The organism is Mycobacterium sp. NGS22 (assembly GCF_059813095.1).
Window position 1 is genome coordinate 1 of the sequence record NZ_JCALDY010000014.1, and the last position, 22,225, is coordinate 22,225.

A 22,225-nucleotide genomic window follows, 5' to 3' on the forward strand; every position below is an offset into this window, starting at 1 on the left:
GCTGACCGCGATCTCCTTGCCGAGCTCGTAGCCCGGAGCCAGCGGCAACGAGTCGCCGCTCCAGAACTTGCCCGGGTCGAACCAGTTGGTGTCCTTGTCGGTGACGAGCAGACCCATCTCCTCGTAGGTCACCGCGACCGTCTCCGCGCAGTACGCCGTGGCCATCCCCATCTTGCGCTCTTCTGATTTGCGGCGCTCGGTGTGCTCGCGAACCTTCCTGTCCAGCAACGGGATTCCACGGAACCAGTCGTTGACGGTGGGCAGCCGGCCGCGCAGCCAACGGCTCGTCAGCCGCGCACTGGTGGGAAACGCCGTGCCGTTCATCCGGGCGATCACCTGCAGCAGGGCATCCTCCTGCTCGCGGTTGGCGTACGGCGTGAGCTGGCGCAGCCAGCAACGCTGGTGATAGTTCTGGGTCCACCGCTCGAAGACCTGCCGGGCGTCATTGAGCTGCACGCCGCGCTGATTGGTGCCGGTCCACACGTCGAGGAGCTTGTCGCCCAATTCGGCATGCCAGATCAGCGGCGGCAGGTCGTCGATGGCCACCGTCATGCCGACGTGGTTCACCGGAGCGTTGGTCAGCGTCTGAATCGCACGGTCGGGTCGCGAGACGCCGCGAAACAGCCACAGGTCGCCGGTTCGGGTTTCGGCCAGCGCTTGATCCAGGGTGAGCGTGCTCGAGTCCACCAGAGCACTCTAGGCAGAGACAGGCAGCGATAGCCTGTCCGGATGCGCAACATCTGGAAGTGGATCGGGCTGGCCGGCGCTGCGGGCGTCGTCGCCGGCGGTGCGCTGGTGGTGCGTGATCAACGCAAACGCCGCGCGTACACGCCGGACGAAATCCGGGCCCGGCTGCATCAGCGATTGGCCGAGTCGGGTTCGGACTCCACCGCGAACAACCGGTAACTGCCGGAGAAACCTTTGAGCTCGACCTCGCGGCCGTCGTCGAAACCGATGTCGTCGCAGTCCACCACGGCATCCCGCACCGGTTCGCTGACCAGGATCTCGCCGCCTTCGGCCTGCGCGGCGACCCGGGCCGCCATCGCGACGTTGCGGCCGAACAGGTCGTCACCGCGGCGCACCGAGCGACCCATGTGGATGCCGATGCGCACCCGAATCTCTTGGTGGCGCTTGCGTTTTCCGTCTCGCAGGATGGCGTTCTGCACGTCGCGACCACACCGCACCGCCTGGTCGGCGCGGGCGAAGGCGACCATGTAGCCGTCGCCCTGGCTCTTGACCACGTGACCTTCGCGCTTTCGCACCCGCTCCTGAACCAGCTTGTCGTGCGCGCCGATCAGCTTGACCCAGGCCCGGTCGCCGATCCGTTCGTTCAGCGCGGTGGACTCCTCGATGTCGGAGAACAAGATCACTACGCGGCCATCCTTGGTGACTTTCGCCAGATCCGGCCGCTCCACCTCGGCCCAGTCCGCCAGGTCCTCGATCGAGCTGCGCACCGCCGCCCCGAAACCCTCTTTGCGTACCAGGTTGGCGGTATTCCATACCTGTTTGACGGCCTCGCGGCCACCGGACCAGAGCCGGGTGCGGACGTCGGCCCGATGCTGAAGCTCGGCCAGTTCTTTCCGGCTGCGGTCCAGCAGACGCCACAGCACCACCAGTCCGACGGCCTCGCCGGCCGCGATTGCACCCAGGATGTAGACCACGATCTGCAGCGCATCACCCATGCCGAACATCCTGACAGCCTGTCGCAGCGCTATCTCGGCGGCCCGATCATGTCTAGGGTTTGTCTACGACGGGAACTCGCAGATGTGTTGGTGATTCTTGGAACTGCCGGTGACGGCAGGAAGGAGACAAGATGCAGCTGGGCATGATCGGTCTGGGCAGGATGGGTGCCAACATCGTGCGCCGCGTGGTCAAAGCCGGCCACGAGTGTGTGGTGTACGACAACAGTCCTGACGCCGTCAAGGCGATGGCCAAGGATCAAAACACCACCGGGGTCGCCTCTTTGGAGGAGTTACGCGACAAGCTCGCCACTCCACGCCTGGTCTGGGTCATGGTCCCGGCGGGCACCATCACCACCGGGGTCATCGACGAACTGGCCGGCATCCTGGAACCCGGCGACATCGTCATCGACGGCGGCAACTCCTACTACCGTGACGACATGCGACACGCTAAGACGTTGTCCGAGAACGGGATCCGGTTGCTGGACTGCGGCACCAGCGGAGGTGTGTGGGGGCGGGAACGGGGTTACTGTCTGATGATCGGCGGTGACACCGACGCCTTCGAGCACGCCGAACCGATCTTCGCCAGCATCGCACCAGGAGTGAACGCCGCCGAGCGGACCCCGGGGCGCGAGGGCAAGGTCGCGCAGGCCGAACAGGGTTACCTGCATTGCGGTCCGGCCGGCGCCGGGCACTTCGTCAAGATGGTGCACAACGGCATCGAGTACGGGATGATGGCCTCGCTCGCCGAGGGCCTGAACATTCTGCGCAACGCCGACATCGGCACCCGAATCCAGGAAAGCGACGCCGAGACCGCGCCGCTGTCGAATCCGGAGTTCTACCAATACGACTTCGACATCCCGGACGTGGCTGAGGTGTGGCGACGCGGCAGCGTCATCGGCTCCTGGCTGCTTGACCTCACCGCGATCGCGCTGCACGAATCGCCGGACCTGAAGGAGTTCTCCGGTCGGGTCTCGGATTCGGGGGAGGGGCGCTGGACTTCTATCGCGGCGATCGACGAAGGCGTTCCCGCCCCGGTGCTGACGACGGCGCTGCAGTCGCGGTTCGCTTCGCGCGACCTCGACGACTTCGCCAACAAGGCGCTGTCGGCGATGCGCAAGCAGTTCGGCGGGCACGCGGAGAAGCCGGCCAACTGACTACTCACCCGCCGGCGAGCGTGAATCCTGCGACGCATCTAGCGCGTGTCGCGTCGTGCAATTCCCACTCGCGCGTCAGGACGCTCGTTCGACGAATGCCACCACGACTTCGCTGAACGCATCGTTGTCGTCGCCGGCCGCGGTGTGCCCCGCGTTGGACAGTTCGGCGAACTCCGCGCCGGGCACTTGGCTCAGAAAGTGTTCGACGCCTTCGGGACTCACCACGTCGGACAATTTGCCCCGGATCAGCAACACCGGGATCGTCAGATTCGCGGCCGCCTGCTCGAAGCCCTCGGTGCGCAGTTCCGGGTCATCGCCTGGCTTGGTCATGAACGCCGGATCCCAATGCCAGTACCAGCGGCCGTCGCGCAGGCGCAGGTTCTTCTTCAGACCTTCGGGGCTGCGCGGTTTGGTCCGGTGCGGCAGGTACGCCGCGACGGCGTCGGCGGCCTGCTCGAGCGTCTCGAATCCGTCGATGTTGGTCATCATGAAATCCCGGATCCGGGCGCTGCCGTTCTTTTCGAACCGCGGCACCACGTCGACGAGCACCAACTTGGACACCCGTTGCGGGCCGGCGCGGTCGGCGACCAGGATGCCGGTCAACCCGCCCATGCTGGCCCCGATGATCACCACCGGGCGCCCGATCGCGTCGAGAACGTGCAAGACGTCGGCGGTCAGCGTCTCCACGTCGTAGTCGGCATCGGGTGCGCGGTCACTGTCGCCGTGCCCGCGGGTGTCGATCGCGATCACGTGGTAGCCGTCGTCGCCCAGGATCTGCCCGGTGTTCTTCCAGGAGAACCGATTCTGGCCGCCGCCGTGCAGCATCAGGATCGTGGGCCGGTCGGAATCGGTTGTGCCGCCGTTCCATTCGTCGGCGATCAGGGTGATCCCGTCGACCCCGGAGAACTCGACGGTCTGGGGGGTGCTGGTCATCTCAGGAGTCTCCTTTGATTCGGTGGACGGTCAGGTAGGCGCTGATGACTTCGACGAGCATCTGTCGGTCTCGGGTGCTGTCCAGCGGCTTTGGCCACGTCAGTTGCAGGGCAACCAGACCGCGGATGGTGCTCCAGATGAGGTTGCCCAGCCGGCTCGCCTGCGCGGGAGCGATGCCGGTGCCGAGGTGCTCGCCGATCTCGGTCATGCGGGCGGTCATCGCGGTCAAGTGGGCGTTGGCGGTGGCGGTGCGGGCGCCGCGGGTGGCGATCAGGATCTCCAGGGCTGCCATTGACGTCGGACTGGAAAATGCGCGCCATACCGCTTCGACGACGAACGACGGGCGCTGTTCGGGCCGAATCCGCTCCACTTGGGCGGGTAACTCGTCCAAGGTGCGCAACAGATCCTCAAAGCCGTTGTCCACCACGGCCATCAAGATCCCGTCCAGGTCACCGAAGTGGTATTGCACTGCGCCCCAGGTCAATCCGGCGCGCTCGGTGATCTGCCGGATGCTCGGCGGGGCGAACCCCTCCTGCAGGATGTAGCGAACGGTTTCGTCGATCACGGTCTGACGGCTGCGCTCGGCGCGGGCCTGCGCGCCGGACGTCGGTCTACGCGCTGTCACCACATCACGTCGCGCAGGTGATCGAGCGGCCTGAGGTGGTGGGCGGCCAGGATGCCGCTGGGCGCGCGGCACACCGCGTCGATCGAGTTGACCACCCGCGCCGCCGTGGCGATCACACCACCTTCGTTGTGGTCGATCGCTCCGCCCAGGTGGGTGTTGATCTCCACACCGGGGCTGCCCTCGACGACCACGCGGTGCACGCCGAGCCGGCCGTCCGGAGGATAGGGCCAGTCAGGGGCGGTGGCCGCGCCGAGTCGGTTGACGTGTTCCATGGTGATCACGGTGCGGCCGTTGTGCACGCCTTCGACCCCGAACCGCACGGCGGCCACCTGTCCCGGGTCGACGTGCATCATCACGCAGTCGATGGGTTCGGGTGTCACCCACTTCTCGCAGCGCTCCCGTATCTCGTCGAGTTCGACGCCCAGGTCCCGGGCGAGGCTGCGCACCTGCACGCCCCACATCGACGTCAGCACGCCGGGCGAGAACATGATCGGGGTGTGATCCGGCGAAGTGCCGAAACCGAAACTCACACCGGTGAATTCAGCGTCGTCATAGCTGGCGTAGTCGCAGATCTCCTGCACGGTGATGCCGGTGGCGCGCTCGGTCAGGCTCAGCCCGGTGTAGGCAAGCGTGTCGCCGGAGAAGCCGGGGTCGACGCCGTTGACGTACAGCGTGGCGTCGCCGTCGGCGCAGGCCTGGTGTAGCGGTTCGCGTAACCACCGTCCGGCCTGTTCCGGCGCGACCAGCCACACGAACGACGAGCCGACCACGTTGGTGCCGGACCGTAGGAAGCGGGTGATCTCCGCGAGAGCCTCCTGCGGCCGGGTCTCGGCCTGCGAGGTGTAGACGACGCAGTCGGCGCGCAGGCCAACCAGAGCGTCGACGTCGTCGGTGGCCGTGATGCCCGTCGGCGTCGGCAATCCGCACAGTTCGGCGGCGTCGCGCCCCACCTTGTCGGCACTGCGCGCGTGCACACCGACCAGTTCGAGTCCGGGCCGCTCGATCAGCATGCGCAGGGCATGCCGGCCGACATTGCCCGTCGAAAATTGGATGACCCGCCTCATGTCAGGGTCGTCGGGATCGGCCATAGCGGCGCCGGCATTTCGGCCCACGACCCGTAGTGTCCGGGTTGTTTGCCGCCGCGGATGGCGACCATGCGCGCGTCGAGTTCCGGGGAGTTCCTGCCGTCGCGCAGGATGTCCAGCATTGCCGCCGTCGCCATTCCGACGTCGAAGATGTCGCGCTGCCAGGACCAGCTGCGGTGTCCGCTGTACTGAAACCAGCTGCCGCCCAGTCCCTGGATCTCGTACGGCTCGCCATCAGGTGAGGTAAATGTGGACAGCTGGCGCCACAGACCGAACGCCTGTCCGGATCGGTCGTCGAAAAGCACTGTCTGGTATGGATATATCCAGCCCTGGAAGCCCAGCATCTCGGTGCCCAAGGCGAGGTCGCGAATCTCATCGCGCCCGTTGGCCATGAACTGGTCGGTCGGCGAATAGGACCAGCCATAGGTGGCGTCGGGCTCGTAGAAATCGGCCATCACACCCCAGTCGCCGGAGTCCTGCGCCTGACGGTTGACGTCCAGCCAAGCCGTCCAGAAATCGTCGAAGTCGTCTCTGTCGTACGGCATTTCAGCTCCTCACAGCAGATCGGTGATGGTCTTCAGGCCCGCCTCGTACAGCACGCCCGGCAACATACCGCCGTCGATCTCGATGGTGGTGCCGTTGATGAAATCTGCTGCGCCCGAGGCCAAGAAGACCACCGTGCGACCCACCTCGGCGGATTCGCCGCCCCGCTTCATCGGGACCTTGGCGAAGTATTCGGTGCCGGTCGGGTCGTCTTTGTCCAGCACCAACGCGCGGAAGTTCTCGGTGATCGTCGGACCCAGCGCCACACAGTTGACCCGCACCTTGGGTCCCCACTCCTGGGCCAGCGACCGCGTCATGTGGTTCAGGCCCGACTTGGCCGCGCCGTAGGACACCAGCGTGGGTGAGCCCGCCGGATGACTGGCGCCGCTGGAGACGTTGACGATGCACCCGGTGCCGTCCTGGGTCTTCATCTGCCGGTAGGCGCGGATGGCGAACCACATCGGGCTGATCAGATTCATCTGCACCGCGAACGCGTGGAACAGCGCGGTGCGTTCGAAGTCGTCGTCGCTGCGTGGTGCGCCCTGCAGGCGCTGCACCAGCTTCGGGACGTCGTCGACGTGCGGCGTCGGCACGGTGCCGCCGGCGTTGTTGACCAGGATGTCGATGCGGCCGTAGTCGTCGGCCACCTGCTGTACGAACGCGTCGATGGCGTGGTAATCGCCTTGGTCACAAACCATTTGGGCGCTGCGTCGAGCCCATTCGGGTTCGGCCTCGACACCGGGCAGGGCCGGTAGCGCGCTTCGCGAGCACCCGACGACGGTGGCTCCGGCGCGCAACAACTCGTGCGCGATGCCCACGCCGACGCCGCGGCTGGTGCCGGTGACGACGGCGACTTTGCCGTCCAGTGAGCCCACCCGTCAGATGATTACAGCTGTAATCTTTTTCGGCAAGTGTCGGGCTGTCGAGATTGCAATCTGGGCGTGCGCGATGAGTTCCCGTCCTCCTTCGGGTCTATCCCGGTAGCAGAAGCCAAACGACAAGGAGGCGACATGCCGGCTATCACGCCCGCATTGTGGTTCGACGACAACCTCGAGGAAGCGGCCGAGTTCTACACCTCGGTGTTCCCGAACTCGCACGTCGAGGGGTACACCAAGTACACCGAGGTGGGACCCGGCGAGCCCGGCTCGACGGCCTACGGGACGTTCGTGCTCGACGGCACCCGGTTCATGGGCATCAACGGCGGACCGCACTTCACGTTCGACGAGGCGGTGTCGTTCATGGTGCATTGCAAAGACCAGGACGAAGTCGACTACTACTGGGAGAAGCTGACCGACGGCGGCGAGGAGTCCGAGTGCGGCTGGCTCAAGGACCGCTTCGGCCTGAGTTGGCAGATCGTCCCGGACCGGCTCCTGGAACTGGTCAACGATCCCGACCCGGCGCGCGCAGCCGCGGCCACCAAAGCCATGCACGGGATGAGCAAGGTCATCGTGGCCGACCTCGAAAAAGCCGTCGCGCACATGTAAGCGGGACTTCTGCTCTCCTCGGCTGCCCATTACGTTGGACTGAGCGGTCGATGAACAGGAGTCGTGTTGTCCGAACCACGCTGGGTCGACGTCAAAGGCCCCAACGGTGACCTCAAGGCCCTGACCTGGGGTCCCACCGATGCACCGATTGCGTTGTGTCTGCACGGCTTTCCCGACACCGCCTACGGTTGGCGCAAGATCGCGCCGCGGCTGGCCGAGGCGGGTTGGCGGGTGGTGGCGCCGTTCATGCGCGGGTACGCGCCGTCGTCGATTCCTGCCGACGGCAGCTATCACATCGGGGCGCTGATGGATGATGCGCTGCGGGTGCGAACGGCCGCGGGCGGCTCCGAGCGTGACGTGATCATCGGCCACGACTGGGGTGCGATGGCGGCCGGCGGCCTGGCGGCGCTGCCCGACAGTCCGTTCGCCAAGGCGGTAATCATGTCGGTGCCACCGGCCGGCGCCTTCCGGCCGTTGGGTCAGGTGCCCGACCGTGGCCGGTTGTTCCGCGAGATACCGCCACAGCTGGTGCGCAGCTGGTACATCAGCTACTTTCAGCTGCCGTTCCTGCCGGAACGGTCGGCGTCGTGGGTGCTGCCGCTGCTGTGGCGACGGTGGTCGCCGGGCTACCGCGCCGACGAGGACCTGCGCCACGTCGACGCCGCGATCGGTACGCCGGAGAGTTGGCGCGCGGCGCTGGGACCGTACCGCGCCACGATTCGCAACACGCGCCCGCCGGCGCAGTATGCCGAACTGCACCGGCACTGGACCGAACCGCCGAAGTTGCCGACTCTCTACCTACATGGTCACGACGACGGTTGCATGACACCGGCTTTCGCGCGCTGGGTGGAACCGGTACTGCCCGCCGGCAGTGAACTGGAAATCGTCGCGCACGCCGGTCATTTCCTACAGCTCGAACAGCCGGAGAAGGTTGCCGAGTTGGTGCTGGGATTCATCGGTTCCCCTTGACGATGCGGATGGCGGCCGTCGACGCCCAGTTCTACTGGATGTCGGCGAAGGTCCCCAACGACGAGTTCTTGCTGTACGCGTTCGACGGCGTACCTGTCGATCTGGAGGGCGCCATCGAGGACGTCCACCGGCGGGCCCGTGCGTGTCCGGACTTGGCGGTGCGCGCCGAGGACGACTGTGCCGTCCGCTATCCGCGCTGGGACCCATCCGGCGTCGGACCCGAGTGCACGGTCCGCCACAGCCTGCCGGACGGCTCCTGGGACGGCTGCCTGGCGGCGGTGGCCGACTTGGGCGACAGTCAGCTCAGCCGCAACGGGATGCCTTGGCGGCTACATGTTTTCGCCCCGGTACGCGACATTCCCGGCGTATCGGGACCCGGCACCGTCGTCGTCGTGCAGGCTACGCACGCGTTCGGTGACGGCCGGCGGGCCGCTGCGCTGGCGGCTCGACTGTTTGGGCGGCCCGGTCCGGTGCCTGCAGTGCCGAGGCATCGGCCGGGTCTGGTGCCGTGGCGCGCGGTCGACGCCGTTCGGACCCATCGGCAACTCGTCGCCGACACCGCGGCTGGGCTGTTGTCGCCGGGGTTGGGGACCCGCCCGCCACAGGCTACGAATGCGCGGCCCCAGGGTGTGCGGACAATCCGCACGTTGGTGCGCCGTCGTTCCCAATTGGCCGGTGCCACCGTGACCGTCGTGGTGCTGGCCGCGGTGGCCAGTGCGATGTCGGAGTTGCTCGGCGATCACGTCGACTCGCTGGCCGCGGAGGTGCCGATGGCCAAAGCCGGCACCCGCCTCGGCAATAACCATTTCGCCAATGTGGTGGTGGGGCTCTACCCGCGACTCGGCCACGCCGACCGACTGCGGCGCATCACCGCAGACCTGGCGAATGCGCGTCGTCGCCTCGAGCACCCTGCGGTTCGGGCCGGCGACCGAGCGTTCGCCACCGTGCCGGCGGCGTTGTTGCGTTGGGGCGTATCCCAATTCGATCCCGATGCGCGACCGGTGCAGGTGGCCGGCAACACGGTGGTGTCCAGTGTCGATCGCGGAGCCGCCGACCTGCGCTTCGGGGACGCTGCGGTGGTGCTCACCGCCGGCTACCCTTCGCTGTCGCCGGTGATGGGTCTGACGCACGGCGTGCACGGCATCGGCGACATGGTCGCGGTCAGCGTCAACGCGGCCGAGTCGGCGGTGCCGGATGTGGACGCCTATGTGCGCCTGCTGGACGCGGCGCTGTAGTTACTAGCCCGCGTCGCCGGATCTGGCGGCTTGTTCGCGGGTCAGCCCGGCAGCCAGGATCAGTTCTTCGTGCAGTTCGAACCACACGGTGTGGTAGGAGTCGATGAGAGGCCGTGTCAGCCATAGGGTTTCACCGTCCTTGACCTTCGCCAGCGCAGCGTCCAACTTCGTCGGATACGCCGACAGGCGCGGCAGTTGCGCGGTGAGGGTCGCCATGATCGGCGCCAGTCTTTGGTGCACGTCGTCGAGACGCGCCAGCACCGCGGCGTCGTAGGCGGTGTCCTCATGGTTGTTGGGCTGTCCGTCCTTGAGCTGCCAGTCGGTGATCAGCGCCTTGAAATCGCTGTTCACCGCATGGAATTCGTGGTAGGTCCGGGTCAGGACGGCTGTGTCGGCGCTGCTGCGCTCGGCGGCGAGCAGGTCGGCGAGGTGTGTGCGGCCCGTCGGCGTGATCCGCACCGTGGGCCCGGCTGTGAGCAGGCCATCTGCCGTCAGCCGGCCGATCGTCTCCGCAACATCGGCTTCGTCGGCGCGCAGGGTCGCGGCCAGGTCAGTGGCGGTTACCCGGCCCTTGAGCCGAACAGCTTGCAGCACAGCCAGCTCGGTCATCGGTCGGCCTGGGCTCGTCGGGCGATCTCGGCCAGCTCGCGCAGTTCGGGTGAATCATGCTCGGACCATGCGGTCAGCGGCAGAATGCCTTGCCGCACTTCGCCTTCGTAGCCGTCGACGGTGATCTGTCGGCCGGCCAGTGCCGAGGCGACCCCGTGGCCGCAGCCCACCACGGCAACCCGGCCGAGTTCGCGGCTGACCACGGCCGCATGGCTTGCGGCTCCGCCGACCTCGGTGACGATGCCTTGGGCGGCCAGCATGCCCAGGACGTCCTCGGGGCGGGTGTGATCGCGCACCAGGATGACCTGTTCGCCGCGGCCGGCGGCATCGAGTGCCTCGTCGACGTCGGTGTATGCCACGCCCGTCGCCACGCCCGGACATGCGGGTAGTCCTTTGGCTAAAAGCGGTGCAGCCAAGCGTGTTTCGGGCTGCAGCGACGGCCGAAGCACGGCTTCGACGTGGGCGGGCGTCACGCGGCGCAAGGTTTCGGCGTCGTCGATGAGGTGTTCGCGCCGCAGCTGCAGCGCCAGTCGCACCGCGGCCTGCGCCGACCGCTCGGCGGCCCGGGTCTGCAGCAGCCATAGTTTGCCGTCGTCGACGGTGAACTCGATCTCCTGGACGTCGCCATGGAGGCGTTCCAGGCTGCGGGCGGCGGCGATCAGTTCGTCGAAGACGCCCGGTTGCTCGTCCCGTAGTGCGGCGATCGGCTCGACGTCAACCAGTCCGGACACCACGTCGTCACCCTGGCCGCCGGGCAGCCATTCACCGAACGGCTCGTCGGCCCCGGTGATCGGATTGCGCGACGACAGCACTCCGGCGCCGGAATTAAGGGAGCGGTTGCCGAACACCATCGCCTGCACCACCACCGCCGTGCCCCCGCCGTCGCCGCGGCCGTAGTGCTCGCGGTAGGCGACGGCGCGCGGGGAGTTCCATGACTCGAACACGGCCTCGATGCCGGCGCGCAGCTGTGCATACGCGTCGTCCGGGGGACCGGACTGGTCACCCACCACCCGCTGGTACATGGTGATGAACCGTCGGCGGGTGTCGCGGGCAAACGACTCGGCGCCGGGCGTGGTCAAGGCTTGCTCGACGGCGTCGTTCATACCCAGGTCGAGGATCGTGTCCATCATGCCGGGCATCGACTGGGTGGCCCCCGAGCGGACGCTGACCAGGAGCGGCCGCGGTCCTCGACCGAAGGTGCGCGAGGTCTGCTCTTCCAGCCAGTGCATCCGGTCGAGGACGTCGTCCCAGACCGCGTCCATCGTCGGCTCAGGGTCGGTCAGGTAACGGACGCCGACCTCGGTGCTGATGCAGAAGGCCGGTGGTACCGGCAAATTGTGCCGTCGCATGGTGTCAATGCCGTGGCCCTTGTTCCCGAGGATCTCCCGGGGTTGGTTCGCCTGGCCATCCAGCGGGACAACGGTGTCGGGCAGGGTGTCGATGCGTGAACCACGGCCCCGCGTGGCACGAGCCATGATGCACCCCCTTGTTGGTTGACCTGCCCGATTGGTTGCGCGGGCAAACACCGGAACGTCCGCAATGGTCCCACACCGGCGGGTCCGCGCTACCGCCACGAGCGATGATCTAGTTTGAACGGTATGAACGCCATCGATGTCGGGTTACTGATTCTGCGGCTGGTACTGGGTCTGACATTGGCCGCGCACGGCCTGAACAAATTCTTCGGCGGCGGGCGAATTCCAGGCACCGCGCGGTGGTTCGAGAGCATCGGCATGAAGCCCGGGAGGTTCCACGCCACCGTGGCCGCTTCCACGGAGACGGCCGCGGGTCTGGGCTTGGCGGCCGGGCTGTTCACGCCGATCCCCGCGGCGGGCTTCGTGTCGCTGATGATCGTCGCGGCCTGGACGGTGCACCGCGCCAACGGCTTCTTCATCGTCAAGGAGGGTTGGGAGTACAACCTGGTGTTGGCGCTCAGCGCCGTCGCGGTCGCCACCGTGGGTGCGGGCAAGCTCAGCCTCGATTACCTGATCTTCGGTGACAAGCTGTGGTTCCCCGGCTGGCCCGGGCTGGTGATTTCGCTAGGTCTCGGGTTGGTCGGTGCCATCGGACAGCTGCTGATCTTCTACCGTCCGCCGGCGGCGCAGGCGGGCTAGGGCCGCTCCGCTACGGGCCGTCGTCGTCCTCGTCGTCGGGGATCAGGAGTTTCTCGGGGTGGTGGAAGGTGTTGATTCTGGGTTGGCCGTGATCCAGGTGTGGTGGGATCCATTCGGTGTGGCCTTGGGTGTTGGTGCGGGTGGTCCAGCCTTTTTCGGCCAGTCTGTTGTCGGGGCCACAGGCCAGGGTGAGGTCGTTGATGTCGCCGCCATACCCCAAATTCTAGGGAGCGACACCGACAACTCCCCGGCCCCGAAGACACACCTGTGGATAAAGCTTCAACTGTGGATAACCCAGCGCCACAGAGGATTTCGCCGCAGATCCTAATCCGCCGCCTGCACCTCGGCCGCCGCCCGCTCTCCGGACCGAATGGCACCGTCGATCCACCCGCACATCACGGCCGAGCTCTCGGTGCCGGCCCAGTGCACACGGCCGCACGGTGCCCGCAGGGCGGAGCCGAACTCGGTCAGTACGCCGGTGCCGGTGTGACTGATCATCCCGCCGCCGGAATACCGCTCCTGGGTCCAGTTCTGTTCGTGGTACTCCGCTGGCGTACTTGCCTTTTCGCCGTACCGGTCGACGAGCTCACCGATGACGATCGCCCTGCGTTCGGCTTCGTCGAGCTGGGTGAGCCGCCGAGCTGCGGGTCCTTCGATGATCGCGCACATGATGCCCGGGTCCCCGGTGTCGGTGCAGGCGTCGATGCTCAGCGTCACCGGAGTGCCCGGCGCGGCCGACTGCCCCGAGAAACCGTCGGCCCGCCAGAACGGCTCGTCGTAGACGAGGGAGATCTTGATAACCGCACCGCTTGGCATGCGCTGGTTCAGCATTGCGCGGTCCACCGGCAGCGTCGGCTCGTAGACGATCGAACTGGCGATGGCCATCGGAATCGCCACGATCACCCGTCGGGCGCGCAGAGTCAGACCGTCGGCGCTGACCGTGACCCCGTCGGCGTCCTGCGAGATCTCGCGCACGGGACGCGACAAGTGCAGCGCATCGCCGATCTCGGCCACCATCGGTCGATAGATGGCACCCATCCCGCCGACCGGGCGGGCATCCTGAGAGCCACCCTTGCCGCCAATGACGAATCCAGGACCACCGCCGGAGGACATCTGCAGCAACATCCACAGCATCGACACCTCGGACGCCGTGCAGGTGTAGGTACCGCCCAATGCCATGTCCAGCATCTCCCGGGCCGCTGCGGACGGCACGTTGCGTTCCAGCCAGTCGCCGACGCTCATCCGGTCCCACTCGGCGGCATCCTTTGCCGTCCAAGGGGTTTCACGGGGCATCGCCTTGCACATCTGTTCCACCCGCAACAGCGCCACGCCGAGATTGGCCACCGCCCAAGGGCTCATCGTCCACGGCAGCTTGCCGCCGTAGCGGTGTTTCTTGCCGTCCACGACCATCATCGCGTCACCGTCGTTGTGCTGCTTGTATTCCGGTACGCCGAACTCTTTCATCATCGCGTAGATCCGGTCCTGGCCCGGGCCGATCCAGGCGCCCCCGCGGTCGATCCACACCCCGTCGTCGCGGGTCACAGTGAAGGTGCGGCCACCGACCCGATCGCGGGCCTCCAGCAGAGCCACCGAGCGACCCGCTTGTTTCAACCGCAGCGCGGCCGTCATCCCCGCGAAACCGGCACCTACCACGCAATAGTCGACATCCGTCATGCCTGACTCCCTTGATGACCGTGGCACGTCCCAGCAGGAAGCTACACCGATAGAAGTGCGAGTTGGCCCGCTTCTCCCAAGATTGCGGTTGTGGGCCGGCCGATCGACATTCTGCATACTGTGCGACTGTGCGTATCCACGACGTTCGAACACGGCGCAGCGCGGACGATTTTCCCCGCAATGAGCAGTTGGCTTGGAAGATCGCGGAGGTCGCTGCGGACCCGGTGGCCGTCCCTGGCGATGCCGAGTCCATGGTGATCAACCGGATCATCGACAACGCCGCGGTGTCGGCGGCCTCCTTCCTGCGCCGTCCGGTCACCGTCGCACGAGCCCAGGCGCTGGCACATCCGGATACGGCGCGAGGAGCCAAGGTATTCGGTGTCGACGGCGACTACGCGCCCGAGTGGGCCGCTTGGGCCAACGGGGTCGCGGTGCGCGAATTGGACTACCACGACACGTTTCTGGCCGCCGAGTACTCGCATCCGGGTGACAACATTCCCGCTCTGGTGGCCGTGGCCCAACATCTGGGTATCAGCGGCGCCGACTTAATCCGTGGCATCGCAACGGGTTACGAGATCCAGGTCGGGCTGACCAAAGGAATCTGCCTGCACGAGCACAAGATCGATCACGTCGCACACCTCGGACCGTCGGTGGCGGCCGGGTTGGGCACCATGCTGAAGCTGGACAAGGAGACCATCTACCAGGCGGTAGGCCAGGCGTTACACCTGTCCACGTCCACCAGGCAGTCGCGGAAGGGATTGATCTCGAGTTGGAAGGCCTACGCTCCCGCCTGGGCCGGCAAGGTCGCCATCGAAGCCGTCGATCGCGCCATGCGCGGGGAAGGTGCCCCGGCACCCATCTGGGAGGGGGAGGACGGCGTGATCGCCTGGCTGCTGTCGGGACCCGGGCATACCTACCAGGTCCCGTTGCCTGAGCCGGGCGAACCTAAGCGCGCCATCCTGGACACCTACACCAAAGAACACTCGGCGGAATATCAGAGTCAGGCTCTGATCGACCTGGCCCGCCGGATGCGTAAGCGGATCGGCAACGCCGAGCAGATCGCCACCATCGTGCTCCACACCAGCCACCACACCCATTACGTAATCGGCACCGGCGCAGGCGATCCGCAGAAGATGGATCCGGACGCCTCGCGTGAAACGCTGGACCACTCGGTGATGTACATCTTCGCGGTGGCTCTGCAGGACGGTAGTTGGCACCATGAACGGTCGTACGCATCGGAGCGGGCGCACCGACCGGACACCGTCGAACTGTGGCACAAGATATCCACCGTCGAAGACCCAGAGTGGACCAGGCGATATCACTCCAGCGACCCGCTGGAGAAAGCCTTCGGCGCCCGTGCGGAAGTGACCATGCAAAACGGGGAAGTGATCGTCGACGAGATCGCCGTTGCTGACGCGCACCCATTGGGCGCCAAGCCATTTGAGCGTCAGGACTACATCGGGAAGTTCTCCGGCCTGGCCGAGGGCGTCATCGCCCGTGCCGAGCAGCAACGGTTCCTGACGGTGGTGGACGGTCTCGCTCAGCAGCAGCCGGGCACGTTGGGCGCGCTGAACCTACTGGTCGATCCGGAGGTGCGAGCCATGGCGCCGACGATCCCGGCCGGGATCTTCTGATGAGGCACCCGGATTTACGAGACTGTCGGACAGCAACCGATGGCTAGCCGCCCCACTTGGCGGCTTCGGCACCGTCGCGGGCCAGCATTGCCATGGTGTTGGCCTCGTGGGTGCTGGCCATCGACTGATAGGCCCGCACCAGGTCCTCCATGGCCTGGTTCCACTGCACCTGCCAGGCCTGATACGTCAGACCGGTGTCACCCTGCCAGGCGTTCTGCAACGCGGCCTGCTCGGCGGAGATGTCGGCCCCCAAACCCATCATGGTGCCGGCATAGCCCGCCATGTCCCCGGCATGAGCGAGCATCGCCGGGTAGTTGTACATGATCTGCGACATCAGAAACCCCTTTCTCGTCTGAGCCGGCTCAGAAGCCGGTGTAGGTCGACGCGGCCGCGGCATCGGCGGCCACATAGGTACCGGCCGCCTCGCCCAGGTTGGCTTGGGCGATGTCGAGCAACGTGTTCACCCGCGCCGCGACCTCCACGAACCGGGCGTGCGCGGCCTGAAACGCCGCCGCGGACTCCCCCTGGTGAAACGCCTGCGCCGACATCGCGGCCTGCTCGGCCTGACCGATCGTGTGCCGCATCAACCCGGCCTTGGCGCCGAACGCCGACTGCGAGGACACCAACTGCGGAATATGCGCATCCAACAAACTCATGACTCTCCCTTTCGATTCGAATTCCGGTTCCGGCTAGCCGCCGGCAATCCCATAGGTCGCGGCGGCCGCCGCGTCACCGGCGAGGTAACTGGCGCCGGCCGTGCCGACACCGACGCCGGCACGACCCAGCTCTTCGACACCCTGGGCCGCCACCGCGGCGTGCTCCTGCCCCTGCGCACTGAACCCGGCGGCGGTCTGCAGCGACACCGGGTCCGCGGCCGGCGGCACCACCGCGGTGATCAACGGCGCCGCGGCGGCGTGCGCGGCGGCCAGACGCGCCGTCAACGCCTCCACCGCGGCGCTGGCGCCGGCCAATCCCTCGGGAACCACTCGCAACGTCATGACGCCCACCCCTCCGCTCAATTTCTCCAATTATCGGGGGATACATCCCCTTTGCGTGCGCTTACGGCAGTTTGCTTCCGATTCCTTTGTCTGCCTCCCAGATGCTGGGCATCAGCGGGACAGCCGTTCCCTCACCCCCGTGCGTGACCAACCCTACGGCTTCGGCGCCGCGTTTGGGGCCGACGCCGGCAAATCCCAGCGTCCCCGCGCCCTTCTCGGAAACGCCCACGGTGCTGAACGCGTCGTCATCCAAGTCGGCGTACTCGTAACCGCGGCCGAGCATTTCGGCCTTCGAGCGCCGCCGCTTGCGTGCAGGCGCGAACTCCTCCGGCGCGGGGGCGGGCGCCGGGATCTCGGCACTGTCGGGTTCGGCCGCCGGCTTCCGGGCGCGACCGCTGGCCACCCGCTTGGCCGTCGAACCCAGGTCGCCTACCAGGTAGTCGAACGCATTCAGGTGCGCACCCACCCCAGTGCCGGTCGTCGTCGGCGGCGCGGCGGTCGGTGGCGGCGTTCCCGGCGTCGGGGCCGACGCGGTCACCTCGACGGGCGACGGTGCCGGGCTCGGCGTGGAAGGCGAAGGGCTCGCCGCGAGCGCGGCCAGCGCGGGTGCGCCAGGTACACCGGTCACCGGCGGCGCAGGCGCCGCCGCCAGCGCCAGCAGCCCTTTGACGCCGATCGGCGCCAGTACCGCACCGGCGGCCAGCGGCACCAACGGGGTGGTCAGCAACGGCACCAGGGTCAACGTCAGCGCGAGAGTGCTTTCCAGCGTCGTCTTGAGCAATGCGATGGTGTCGGTGATCACCGTGCCGAAGATCTCGACGGTGACGAACATGATGGTGAAGCCGATGGTCAACGGGTTGCCCGAAGCGAACGCGGCAGCGAGATCGAGTGCGACAAAAGAGAACATCTGCGACAGCAGGACCACATAGGTGCCGATGTCCATCGGGTAGCCGATGGCGAACGCGATGTTGAGCGGACTGAAATAGGTCAGCGGATTACCCAGGATGATGAGGTAGGGGTTGAATCCCCCGAACATCTCCTGGAAGAACGGGATGGTGGTCGTCGAATCGATGAACGGCTGAATGACGTTGTCGTAGAACGATGTATATATCTGCCACGCCCACTGCTGGAACTGCTGCAGCGGATCCGCCGCCGCTTCCGCGGTGGCCGGCGCCTCGGATTTCACGACCTGCGGGGCCGGTCCGGAAGGCGGTATGCCTGCCAGCGCCGCGGCGGAGACGGCCTCGTAGGTGCCCATCACGGTCGCGGCTTGGATCCACATCCGCGCGTAGTCGGCTTCGTTGAGCGCGATAGGGATGGTGTTGATGCCGAAGAAATTGGTCGCCGTCAGCACGCCGTGCGCGACGTGGTTGGCAGCCAGTTCGACCAGAGTCGGCATCGTCGCCAGTGCCGACGCATAGGCCGCGACCGCGGCTTCCTGGCGAGCCGCGAACATAGCGGAATCTGCCGAGGCTTGCCGCAGCCACGCGAGATACGGCACGTGAGCGGCTGCGTACGCTGCCGCGGTCGGACCTGCCCAGGCGCCGGCCTGGACACCGCCGAGCAGGGCGGACAACTCGTCGGCGACCTCGGCGTAGGTGACGCTCAGCGAAGTCCATTCGGCCGCGGACGCCTGCAGTGGGCCTGGCCCGGGGCCACTGCTCAGCAGCGCCGAATGCAGTTCCGGCGGCGAAGCCAGCCAGATCGGGGCGGTCATCGACGGTTCCTTTGGTGCGGCGGGATGCCCGCCGCCATCCTCGGAACGTCCAGTCCCGGAACGATTGTGTTCCAGCAAAGACCGTCCGCCCACTCCACGAGGCGCCGGGCGCCGGACACGACGCGTCCGGCGCAGCTGGCAGGTCTTCGGACTCACAGGCACACACCGACTGATCGATGTACCTACTGGCCGTCGCTTCCCAGCCCGGACTGTGGGCCAGTGCGCCTGACGGCGGTCGTTCCTGCATACCGCTGCGGGACAGTCCCGGATTCCCACCGGGTTCCCTCTCGGGGCGAACCTGGATAAGCGTTCGGCCCCTCGACGCCGGCGACGGTCACGATGTCACCAGCAAACCAGTTGCGGGCTCAAGGTTACTCGACACCGCCGCCTTCGGACCAGTCGTCAAGCAGTGGTCAGGAGCACATTCGGTGACAGTGGCATGCTCGTGCTGATGTCAGGTCTGCTGGTGGCGGGTACGACGAGTGACGCCGGAAAAAGCACCGTCACCGCGGGATTGTGCCGCGCGTTGACCCGACGCGGGGTGCGGGTGGCGCCGTTCAAGGCGCAGAACATGTCCAACAACTCGATGGTCTGCACCGGCCCGGACGGTGCGGGTGCGGAGATCGGCCGGGCGCAATGGGTGCAGGCCCTGGCGGCGCGGGTCACGCCCGAGCCGGCGATGAACCCCGTCCTGCTCAAGCCGGGTAGCGATCACCGCAGCCACGTGGTGTTGCTGGGGCAGCCCTGGGGTGCGCTGGAGTCGTCGGACTGGTTGCAAGGACGGCGCGCGCTGGCCGAGGCGGCGCACCGGGCCTTCGACGACCTCGCCGGCCGCTACGACGTCGTCATTGCCGAAGGTGCCGGCAGTCCGGCCGAAATCAACTTGCGCGCAGGCGATTACGTCAACATGGGGTTGGCCCGGCACGCGGGGCTGCCGACCCTCGTGGTCGGCGACATCGACCACGGCGGCGTGTTCGCGGCGTTCCTGGGCACCGTCGCGCTGCTGTCCGCCCAGGACCAGGCGCTGGTCGCGGGGTTCGCGGTGAACAAGTTCCGCGGCGACCTCGACCTGCTGGCGCCGGGGCTGCGGGATCTGGAACGGGTCACCGGGCGCAGGGTGTACGGCACCGTGCCGTGGCATCCCGACCTGTGGCTGGACTCCGAAGACGCACTCGACCTGGCGGGCCGACGCGCGTCGGGTCCGGCGGCGTGCCGCGTGGCCGTCGTGCGACTACCCCGAATCAGCAACTTCACCGACGTGGACGCGCTGGGCCTGGAGCCCGGATTGGATATCGTGTTCGTCTCCGACGGCCGTGCTCTGGGCGATGCGGACCTGATCGTGCTGCCGGGCACCCGCTCGACGGTTGCCGATCTGGCGTGGCTGCGGGACAGGGGCCTGGACCGGGCGGTGTCAGCGCACGCGGCGGCGGGTAAGCCCGTGCTCGGCATCTGCGGCGGTTTCCAGATGCTGGGACGGGTGATCCGCGACCCGGACGGCGTCGAAGGTCCACCGGCAACCGAGGTCGCGGGGCTGGGTCTGCTCGACGTGGAGACCACGTTCGACGCCCGCAAAGTGCTGCGACGGCCGCAAGGCGAGGCGCTGGGCGTGGCCGCGTCCGGATACGAGATTCACCACGGCAGGATCACCCGCGGCGCGGATGTGGCGGAGTTCCTCGGCGGTGCGCGTGACGCACAGGTGTTCGGCACGATGTGGCACGGCGCCCTGGAAGACGACCACCTGCGCGCGGCGTTCCTGCGCGAAGCGCTGGGCCTCGACCCGTCGGGCATGTGCTTTTCGGCCGCCCGCGAGCGCCGTCTCGACCTGCTCGGCGATCTCGTCGAACGCCACCTCGACGTCGACGCCGTCCTCGAACTCGCCCGGCACGGCTGCCCGCCGGGGCTGCCCTTCCTCCCGCCGGGAGCGCCGTGAGGTCCCGCAGCGCTAGAACACGTTCTAATGTGTCAAACCATGGGATTTCTCAAGCCCCAACTTCCGGAAGTCGACTTCGCCGAATGGAGCAAGGGCACCCGTAGCGAGCGGATCCGCCCGATGGCCCGGCACTGGGCCGAGGTCGGCTTCGGCACGCCGGTCGTGCTGCACCTGTTCTATGTGGTCAAGATCCTGCTCTATATCTTGGTCGGCTGGCTGATCGTGTTGAGCACCAAAGGAATTGACGGGTTCACCAATGTCCGCGCCTGGTACGCCGAACCCATCGTCTTCGAGAAGATCGTGCTGTACACGATGCTGTTCGAGGTGGTCGGATTGGGCTGCGGCTTCGGGCCGCTGAACAACCGGTTCTTCCCGCCGCTGGGCTCGATCCTGTACTGGCTGCGGTTCGGCACCATCCGCCTGCCACCGTGGCCGGATCGCGTTCCGCTGACTTTCGGCACCAAACGCAAGCCGCTGGACGTCGCGCTGTACGCGCTGCTGCTGCTGTTGTTGGTCACCGCGTTGTTCACCGACGGCAGCGGGCCGATACCGGAGGTGGGCAGCAAGGTCGGGCTGCTGCCGACATGGCAGATCGTGGCGATCCTGCTGGTGCTGGGCGCGTGCGGGTTGCGCGACAAGGTGATCTTTCTGGCCGCCCGCGGCGAGGTCTACGGGTCGCTGACGGTGACCTTCCTGTTCGGCGGTATCGACATGATCGTCGCCGCCAAACTGGTGTTCCTGGTGATCTGGATGGGCGCGGCCACGTCCAAGCTCAACAAGCACTTCCCGTTCGTCATCTCCACGATGATGTCCAACAACCCGCTGATCCGGACCCGTTGGCTCAAGCGGCGTTTCTTCGAGAAGTTTCCCGACGACCTGCGGCCCGGACGTTTGTCGCGCATGTTGGCCCACGCCAGCACGTTCATCGAGATGTTCGTGCCGGTGGCGCTGTTCTTCGCCGAGGGAGGCTGGCAACTCAAAGTCGCCGCCATTGCCATGGTGATTTTCCACTTGGGGATCCTGTCCGCGATCCCGATGGGTGTCCCGCTGGAGTGGAACGTCTTCATGATCTTCGGGGTGCTGACGCTGTTCGTCGGCCATCCGACGCTCGGTCTCGGTGATGTCAGACACCCTGTGCCGGTGGCACTTCTGTTCGCCGTGCTGGTGGGCACCGTGATCGCCGGCAACCTGTTCCCGCGCAAGATCTCCTTCCTGCCGGGGATGCGGTATTACGCGGGCAACTGGGACACCACGTTGTGGTGCATCAAACCTTCGGCGAGCGAGAAGATTTCGCGCGGCATCGTCGCGATCGCCAGCATGCCGCAGGCTCAGCTGGAGCGGTTCTACGGCAGTCCGGAGGCCGCGCAGATCCCGATCTACATGGGATATGCGTTCCGCGGCTTCAACACGCACGGCCGCGCGCTGTTCACCTTGGCGCACCGCGCGATGGCGGGGCAGAACGAGGAGGACTACGTCATCACCGACGGGGAACGGATCTGCAGCACCGCGATCGGCTGGAACTTCGGCGACGGCCACATGCACAACGAGCAGCTGATCCAGGCGATGCAGCGACGCTGCCAGTTCGAGCCCGGCGAGGTGCGGGTGGTGCTGCTCGACGCGCAGCCGATCCACCGGCAGACCCAGCGTTATCGGTTATACGACGCTGCCACAGGCGAATTCGAGCGCGGCTACGTCCGGGTCGCCGACATGGTGACCCGCCAGCCCTGGGCCGACGACGTGCCGGTCCAGGTGCTGTTCGAGCCGCCCGAGCCGCGCGAGTCGCCCGAGCCGCGCGAGTCGCCCGAGTAGCGCGAGCAGACGCAGAATCGCATGTTTCGCCCC

At 66.9% G+C, this 22,225-nt stretch carries 23 protein-coding genes, 1 pseudogene and 1 riboswitch; of the genes and pseudogenes, 9 read left to right on the forward strand and 15 right to left on the reverse strand.

The genetic code is table 11. From position 1 onward, the window contains the following. Positions 1–687, reverse strand: a 687-nt coding sequence (locus AC5Y47_RS14940) for a guanylate cyclase (protein WP_499944787.1), incomplete at its 3' end; no start/stop codon positions are given. Between the two features lie 42 nt (positions 688–729). Between AC5Y47_RS14940 and AC5Y47_RS14945 the strand changes: the two genes are divergently transcribed. Further along, positions 730–906, forward strand: a complete 177-nt coding sequence (locus tag AC5Y47_RS14945) for a hypothetical protein (protein ID WP_499944788.1) — start codon at positions 730–732, stop codon at positions 904–906. Here AC5Y47_RS14945 and AC5Y47_RS14950 read toward each other — a convergent pair. After that, positions 858–1,691, reverse strand: coding sequence for an adenylate/guanylate cyclase domain-containing protein (locus AC5Y47_RS14950; protein WP_499944789.1), 834 nt, complete (start codon positions 1,689–1,691; stop codon positions 858–860). The genes AC5Y47_RS14945 and AC5Y47_RS14950 overlap by 49 nt on opposite strands. Before the next feature lie 122 nt (positions 1,692–1,813). Between AC5Y47_RS14950 and gnd the strand changes: the two genes are divergently transcribed. Next, positions 1,814–2,836 (forward strand): phosphogluconate dehydrogenase (NAD(+)-dependent, decarboxylating), encoded by a 1,023-nt coding sequence (gnd, locus tag AC5Y47_RS14955; RefSeq protein WP_499944790.1) that lies wholly within the window; start codon positions 1,814–1,816, stop codon positions 2,834–2,836. 75 nt (positions 2,837–2,911) lie between these two features. Here gnd and AC5Y47_RS14960 read toward each other — a convergent pair whose 3' ends face one another. Genes AC5Y47_RS14960 through AC5Y47_RS14980 form a run of 5 tightly spaced genes read right to left on the reverse strand, consistent with a single transcriptional unit; the run spans position 2,912 to position 6,897 of the window. After that, on the reverse strand, positions 2,912–3,769 hold the full coding sequence (locus AC5Y47_RS14960; RefSeq protein WP_499944791.1) for an alpha/beta fold hydrolase: 858 nt from the start codon (positions 3,767–3,769) through the stop codon (positions 2,912–2,914). 1 nt (position 3,770) lies between these two features. Then, positions 3,771–4,394: a TetR/AcrR family transcriptional regulator gene (locus AC5Y47_RS14965; protein ID WP_499944792.1), complete on the reverse strand. Its 624-nt coding sequence runs from the start codon at positions 4,392–4,394 to the stop codon at positions 3,771–3,773. Continuing rightward, complete coding sequence (locus tag AC5Y47_RS14970; protein WP_499944970.1) at positions 4,391–5,458, reverse strand: NAD(P)H-dependent amine dehydrogenase family protein; 1,068 nt, start codon at positions 5,456–5,458, stop codon at positions 4,391–4,393. Before AC5Y47_RS14970 ends, AC5Y47_RS14965 begins: the two co-directional genes overlap by 4 nt. Then, positions 5,455–6,024 carry a nuclear transport factor 2 family protein gene (locus tag AC5Y47_RS14975; RefSeq protein ID WP_499944793.1) on the reverse strand — a complete coding sequence of 190 codons (570 nt, stop codon included), beginning with the start codon at positions 6,022–6,024 and terminating at the stop codon, positions 5,455–5,457. The genes AC5Y47_RS14970 and AC5Y47_RS14975 overlap by 4 nt, the downstream gene beginning before the upstream one ends. A gap of 9 nt (positions 6,025–6,033) precedes the next feature. Further along, positions 6,034–6,897: an SDR family NAD(P)-dependent oxidoreductase gene (locus AC5Y47_RS14980; protein WP_499944794.1), complete on the reverse strand. Its 864-nt coding sequence runs from the start codon at positions 6,895–6,897 to the stop codon at positions 6,034–6,036. A gap of 135 nt (positions 6,898–7,032) precedes the next feature. Here AC5Y47_RS14980 and AC5Y47_RS14985 point away from each other — a divergent pair, with 135 nt between their 5' ends. The 3 genes from AC5Y47_RS14985 to AC5Y47_RS14995 all read left to right on the forward strand — a co-directional run bounded on the left by AC5Y47_RS14985 (position 7,033) and on the right by AC5Y47_RS14995 (position 9,710). Continuing rightward, on the forward strand, positions 7,033–7,506 hold the full coding sequence (locus tag AC5Y47_RS14985; RefSeq protein ID WP_499944795.1) for a VOC family protein: 474 nt from the start codon (positions 7,033–7,035) through the stop codon (positions 7,504–7,506). 66 nt (positions 7,507–7,572) lie between these two features. Further along, positions 7,573–8,475 (forward strand): alpha/beta fold hydrolase, encoded by a 903-nt coding sequence (locus AC5Y47_RS14990; protein ID WP_499944796.1) that lies wholly within the window; start codon positions 7,573–7,575, stop codon positions 8,473–8,475. Between the two features lie 8 nt (positions 8,476–8,483). Beyond that, entirely contained in the window at positions 8,484–9,710 is a 1,227-nt protein-coding gene (locus AC5Y47_RS14995; RefSeq protein WP_499944797.1) for a WS/DGAT domain-containing protein, read from the forward strand. A 3-nt stretch (positions 9,711–9,713) separates the two neighbouring features. Here AC5Y47_RS14995 and AC5Y47_RS15000 read toward each other — a convergent pair whose 3' ends face one another. Together AC5Y47_RS15000 and AC5Y47_RS15005 are read right to left on the reverse strand one after the other, a co-directional pair. Then, positions 9,714–10,319, reverse strand: coding sequence for a winged helix DNA-binding protein (locus AC5Y47_RS15000; RefSeq protein ID WP_499944798.1), 606 nt, complete (start codon positions 10,317–10,319; stop codon positions 9,714–9,716). Beyond that, positions 10,316–11,794, reverse strand: coding sequence for a pyruvate, phosphate dikinase (locus AC5Y47_RS15005; RefSeq protein ID WP_499944799.1), 1,479 nt, complete (start codon positions 11,792–11,794; stop codon positions 10,316–10,318). The genes AC5Y47_RS15000 and AC5Y47_RS15005 overlap by 4 nt, the downstream gene beginning before the upstream one ends. Before the next feature lie 123 nt (positions 11,795–11,917). Between AC5Y47_RS15005 and AC5Y47_RS15010 the strand changes: the two genes are divergently transcribed. Further along, positions 11,918–12,430: a DoxX family protein gene (locus AC5Y47_RS15010; protein ID WP_499944800.1), complete on the forward strand. Its 513-nt coding sequence runs from the start codon at positions 11,918–11,920 to the stop codon at positions 12,428–12,430. A 10-nt stretch (positions 12,431–12,440) separates the two neighbouring features. On the opposite strand, the pseudogene AC5Y47_RS15015 reads toward AC5Y47_RS15010, so the two are convergent. Beyond that, a pseudogene (locus AC5Y47_RS15015) lies at positions 12,441–12,635 on the reverse strand (hypothetical protein); the annotation flags it as partial. A gap of 119 nt (positions 12,636–12,754) precedes the next feature. Next, positions 12,755–14,104: a flavin monoamine oxidase family protein gene (locus AC5Y47_RS15020; protein WP_499944801.1), complete on the reverse strand. Its 1,350-nt coding sequence runs from the start codon at positions 14,102–14,104 to the stop codon at positions 12,755–12,757. 128 nt (positions 14,105–14,232) lie between these two features. Between AC5Y47_RS15020 and prpD the strand changes: the two genes are divergently transcribed. Continuing rightward, on the forward strand, positions 14,233–15,738 hold the full coding sequence (gene prpD, locus AC5Y47_RS15025; RefSeq protein ID WP_499944802.1) for a 2-methylcitrate dehydratase PrpD: 1,506 nt from the start codon (positions 14,233–14,235) through the stop codon (positions 15,736–15,738). A 43-nt stretch (positions 15,739–15,781) separates the two neighbouring features. On the opposite strand, the gene AC5Y47_RS15030 is transcribed toward prpD, so the two are convergent. The 4 genes from AC5Y47_RS15030 to AC5Y47_RS15045 form a co-directional block, all read right to left on the reverse strand. Next, positions 15,782–16,072, reverse strand: a complete 291-nt coding sequence (locus AC5Y47_RS15030) for a WXG100 family type VII secretion target (protein WP_499944803.1) — start codon at positions 16,070–16,072, stop codon at positions 15,782–15,784. A gap of 28 nt (positions 16,073–16,100) precedes the next feature. Further along, positions 16,101–16,394, reverse strand: coding sequence for a type VII secretion system protein EsxG (gene esxG, locus AC5Y47_RS15035; protein WP_499943959.1), 294 nt, complete (start codon positions 16,392–16,394; stop codon positions 16,101–16,103). 33 nt (positions 16,395–16,427) lie between these two features. Then, complete coding sequence (locus AC5Y47_RS15040; protein ID WP_499943961.1) at positions 16,428–16,736, reverse strand: PE family protein; 309 nt, start codon at positions 16,734–16,736, stop codon at positions 16,428–16,430. A 61-nt stretch (positions 16,737–16,797) separates the two neighbouring features. Then, positions 16,798–18,453: a PPE domain-containing protein gene (locus tag AC5Y47_RS15045; RefSeq protein WP_499944804.1), complete on the reverse strand. Its 1,656-nt coding sequence runs from the start codon at positions 18,451–18,453 to the stop codon at positions 16,798–16,800. A 120-nt stretch (positions 18,454–18,573) separates the two neighbouring features. After that, positions 18,574–18,797, reverse strand: a riboswitch (cobalamin riboswitch). 107 nt (positions 18,798–18,904) lie between these two features. Between AC5Y47_RS15045 and AC5Y47_RS15050 the strand changes: the two genes are divergently transcribed. Both AC5Y47_RS15050 and AC5Y47_RS15055 read left to right on the forward strand, forming a co-directional pair. Further along, positions 18,905–20,383, forward strand: coding sequence for a cobyric acid synthase (locus AC5Y47_RS15050; protein ID WP_499944805.1), 1,479 nt, complete (start codon positions 18,905–18,907; stop codon positions 20,381–20,383). A 39-nt stretch (positions 20,384–20,422) separates the two neighbouring features. Continuing rightward, positions 20,423–22,192 carry a DUF3556 domain-containing protein gene (locus AC5Y47_RS15055; RefSeq protein WP_499944806.1) on the forward strand — a complete coding sequence of 590 codons (1,770 nt, stop codon included), beginning with the start codon at positions 20,423–20,425 and terminating at the stop codon, positions 22,190–22,192. The last annotated feature ends 33 nt before the right edge of the window (positions 22,193–22,225 follow it).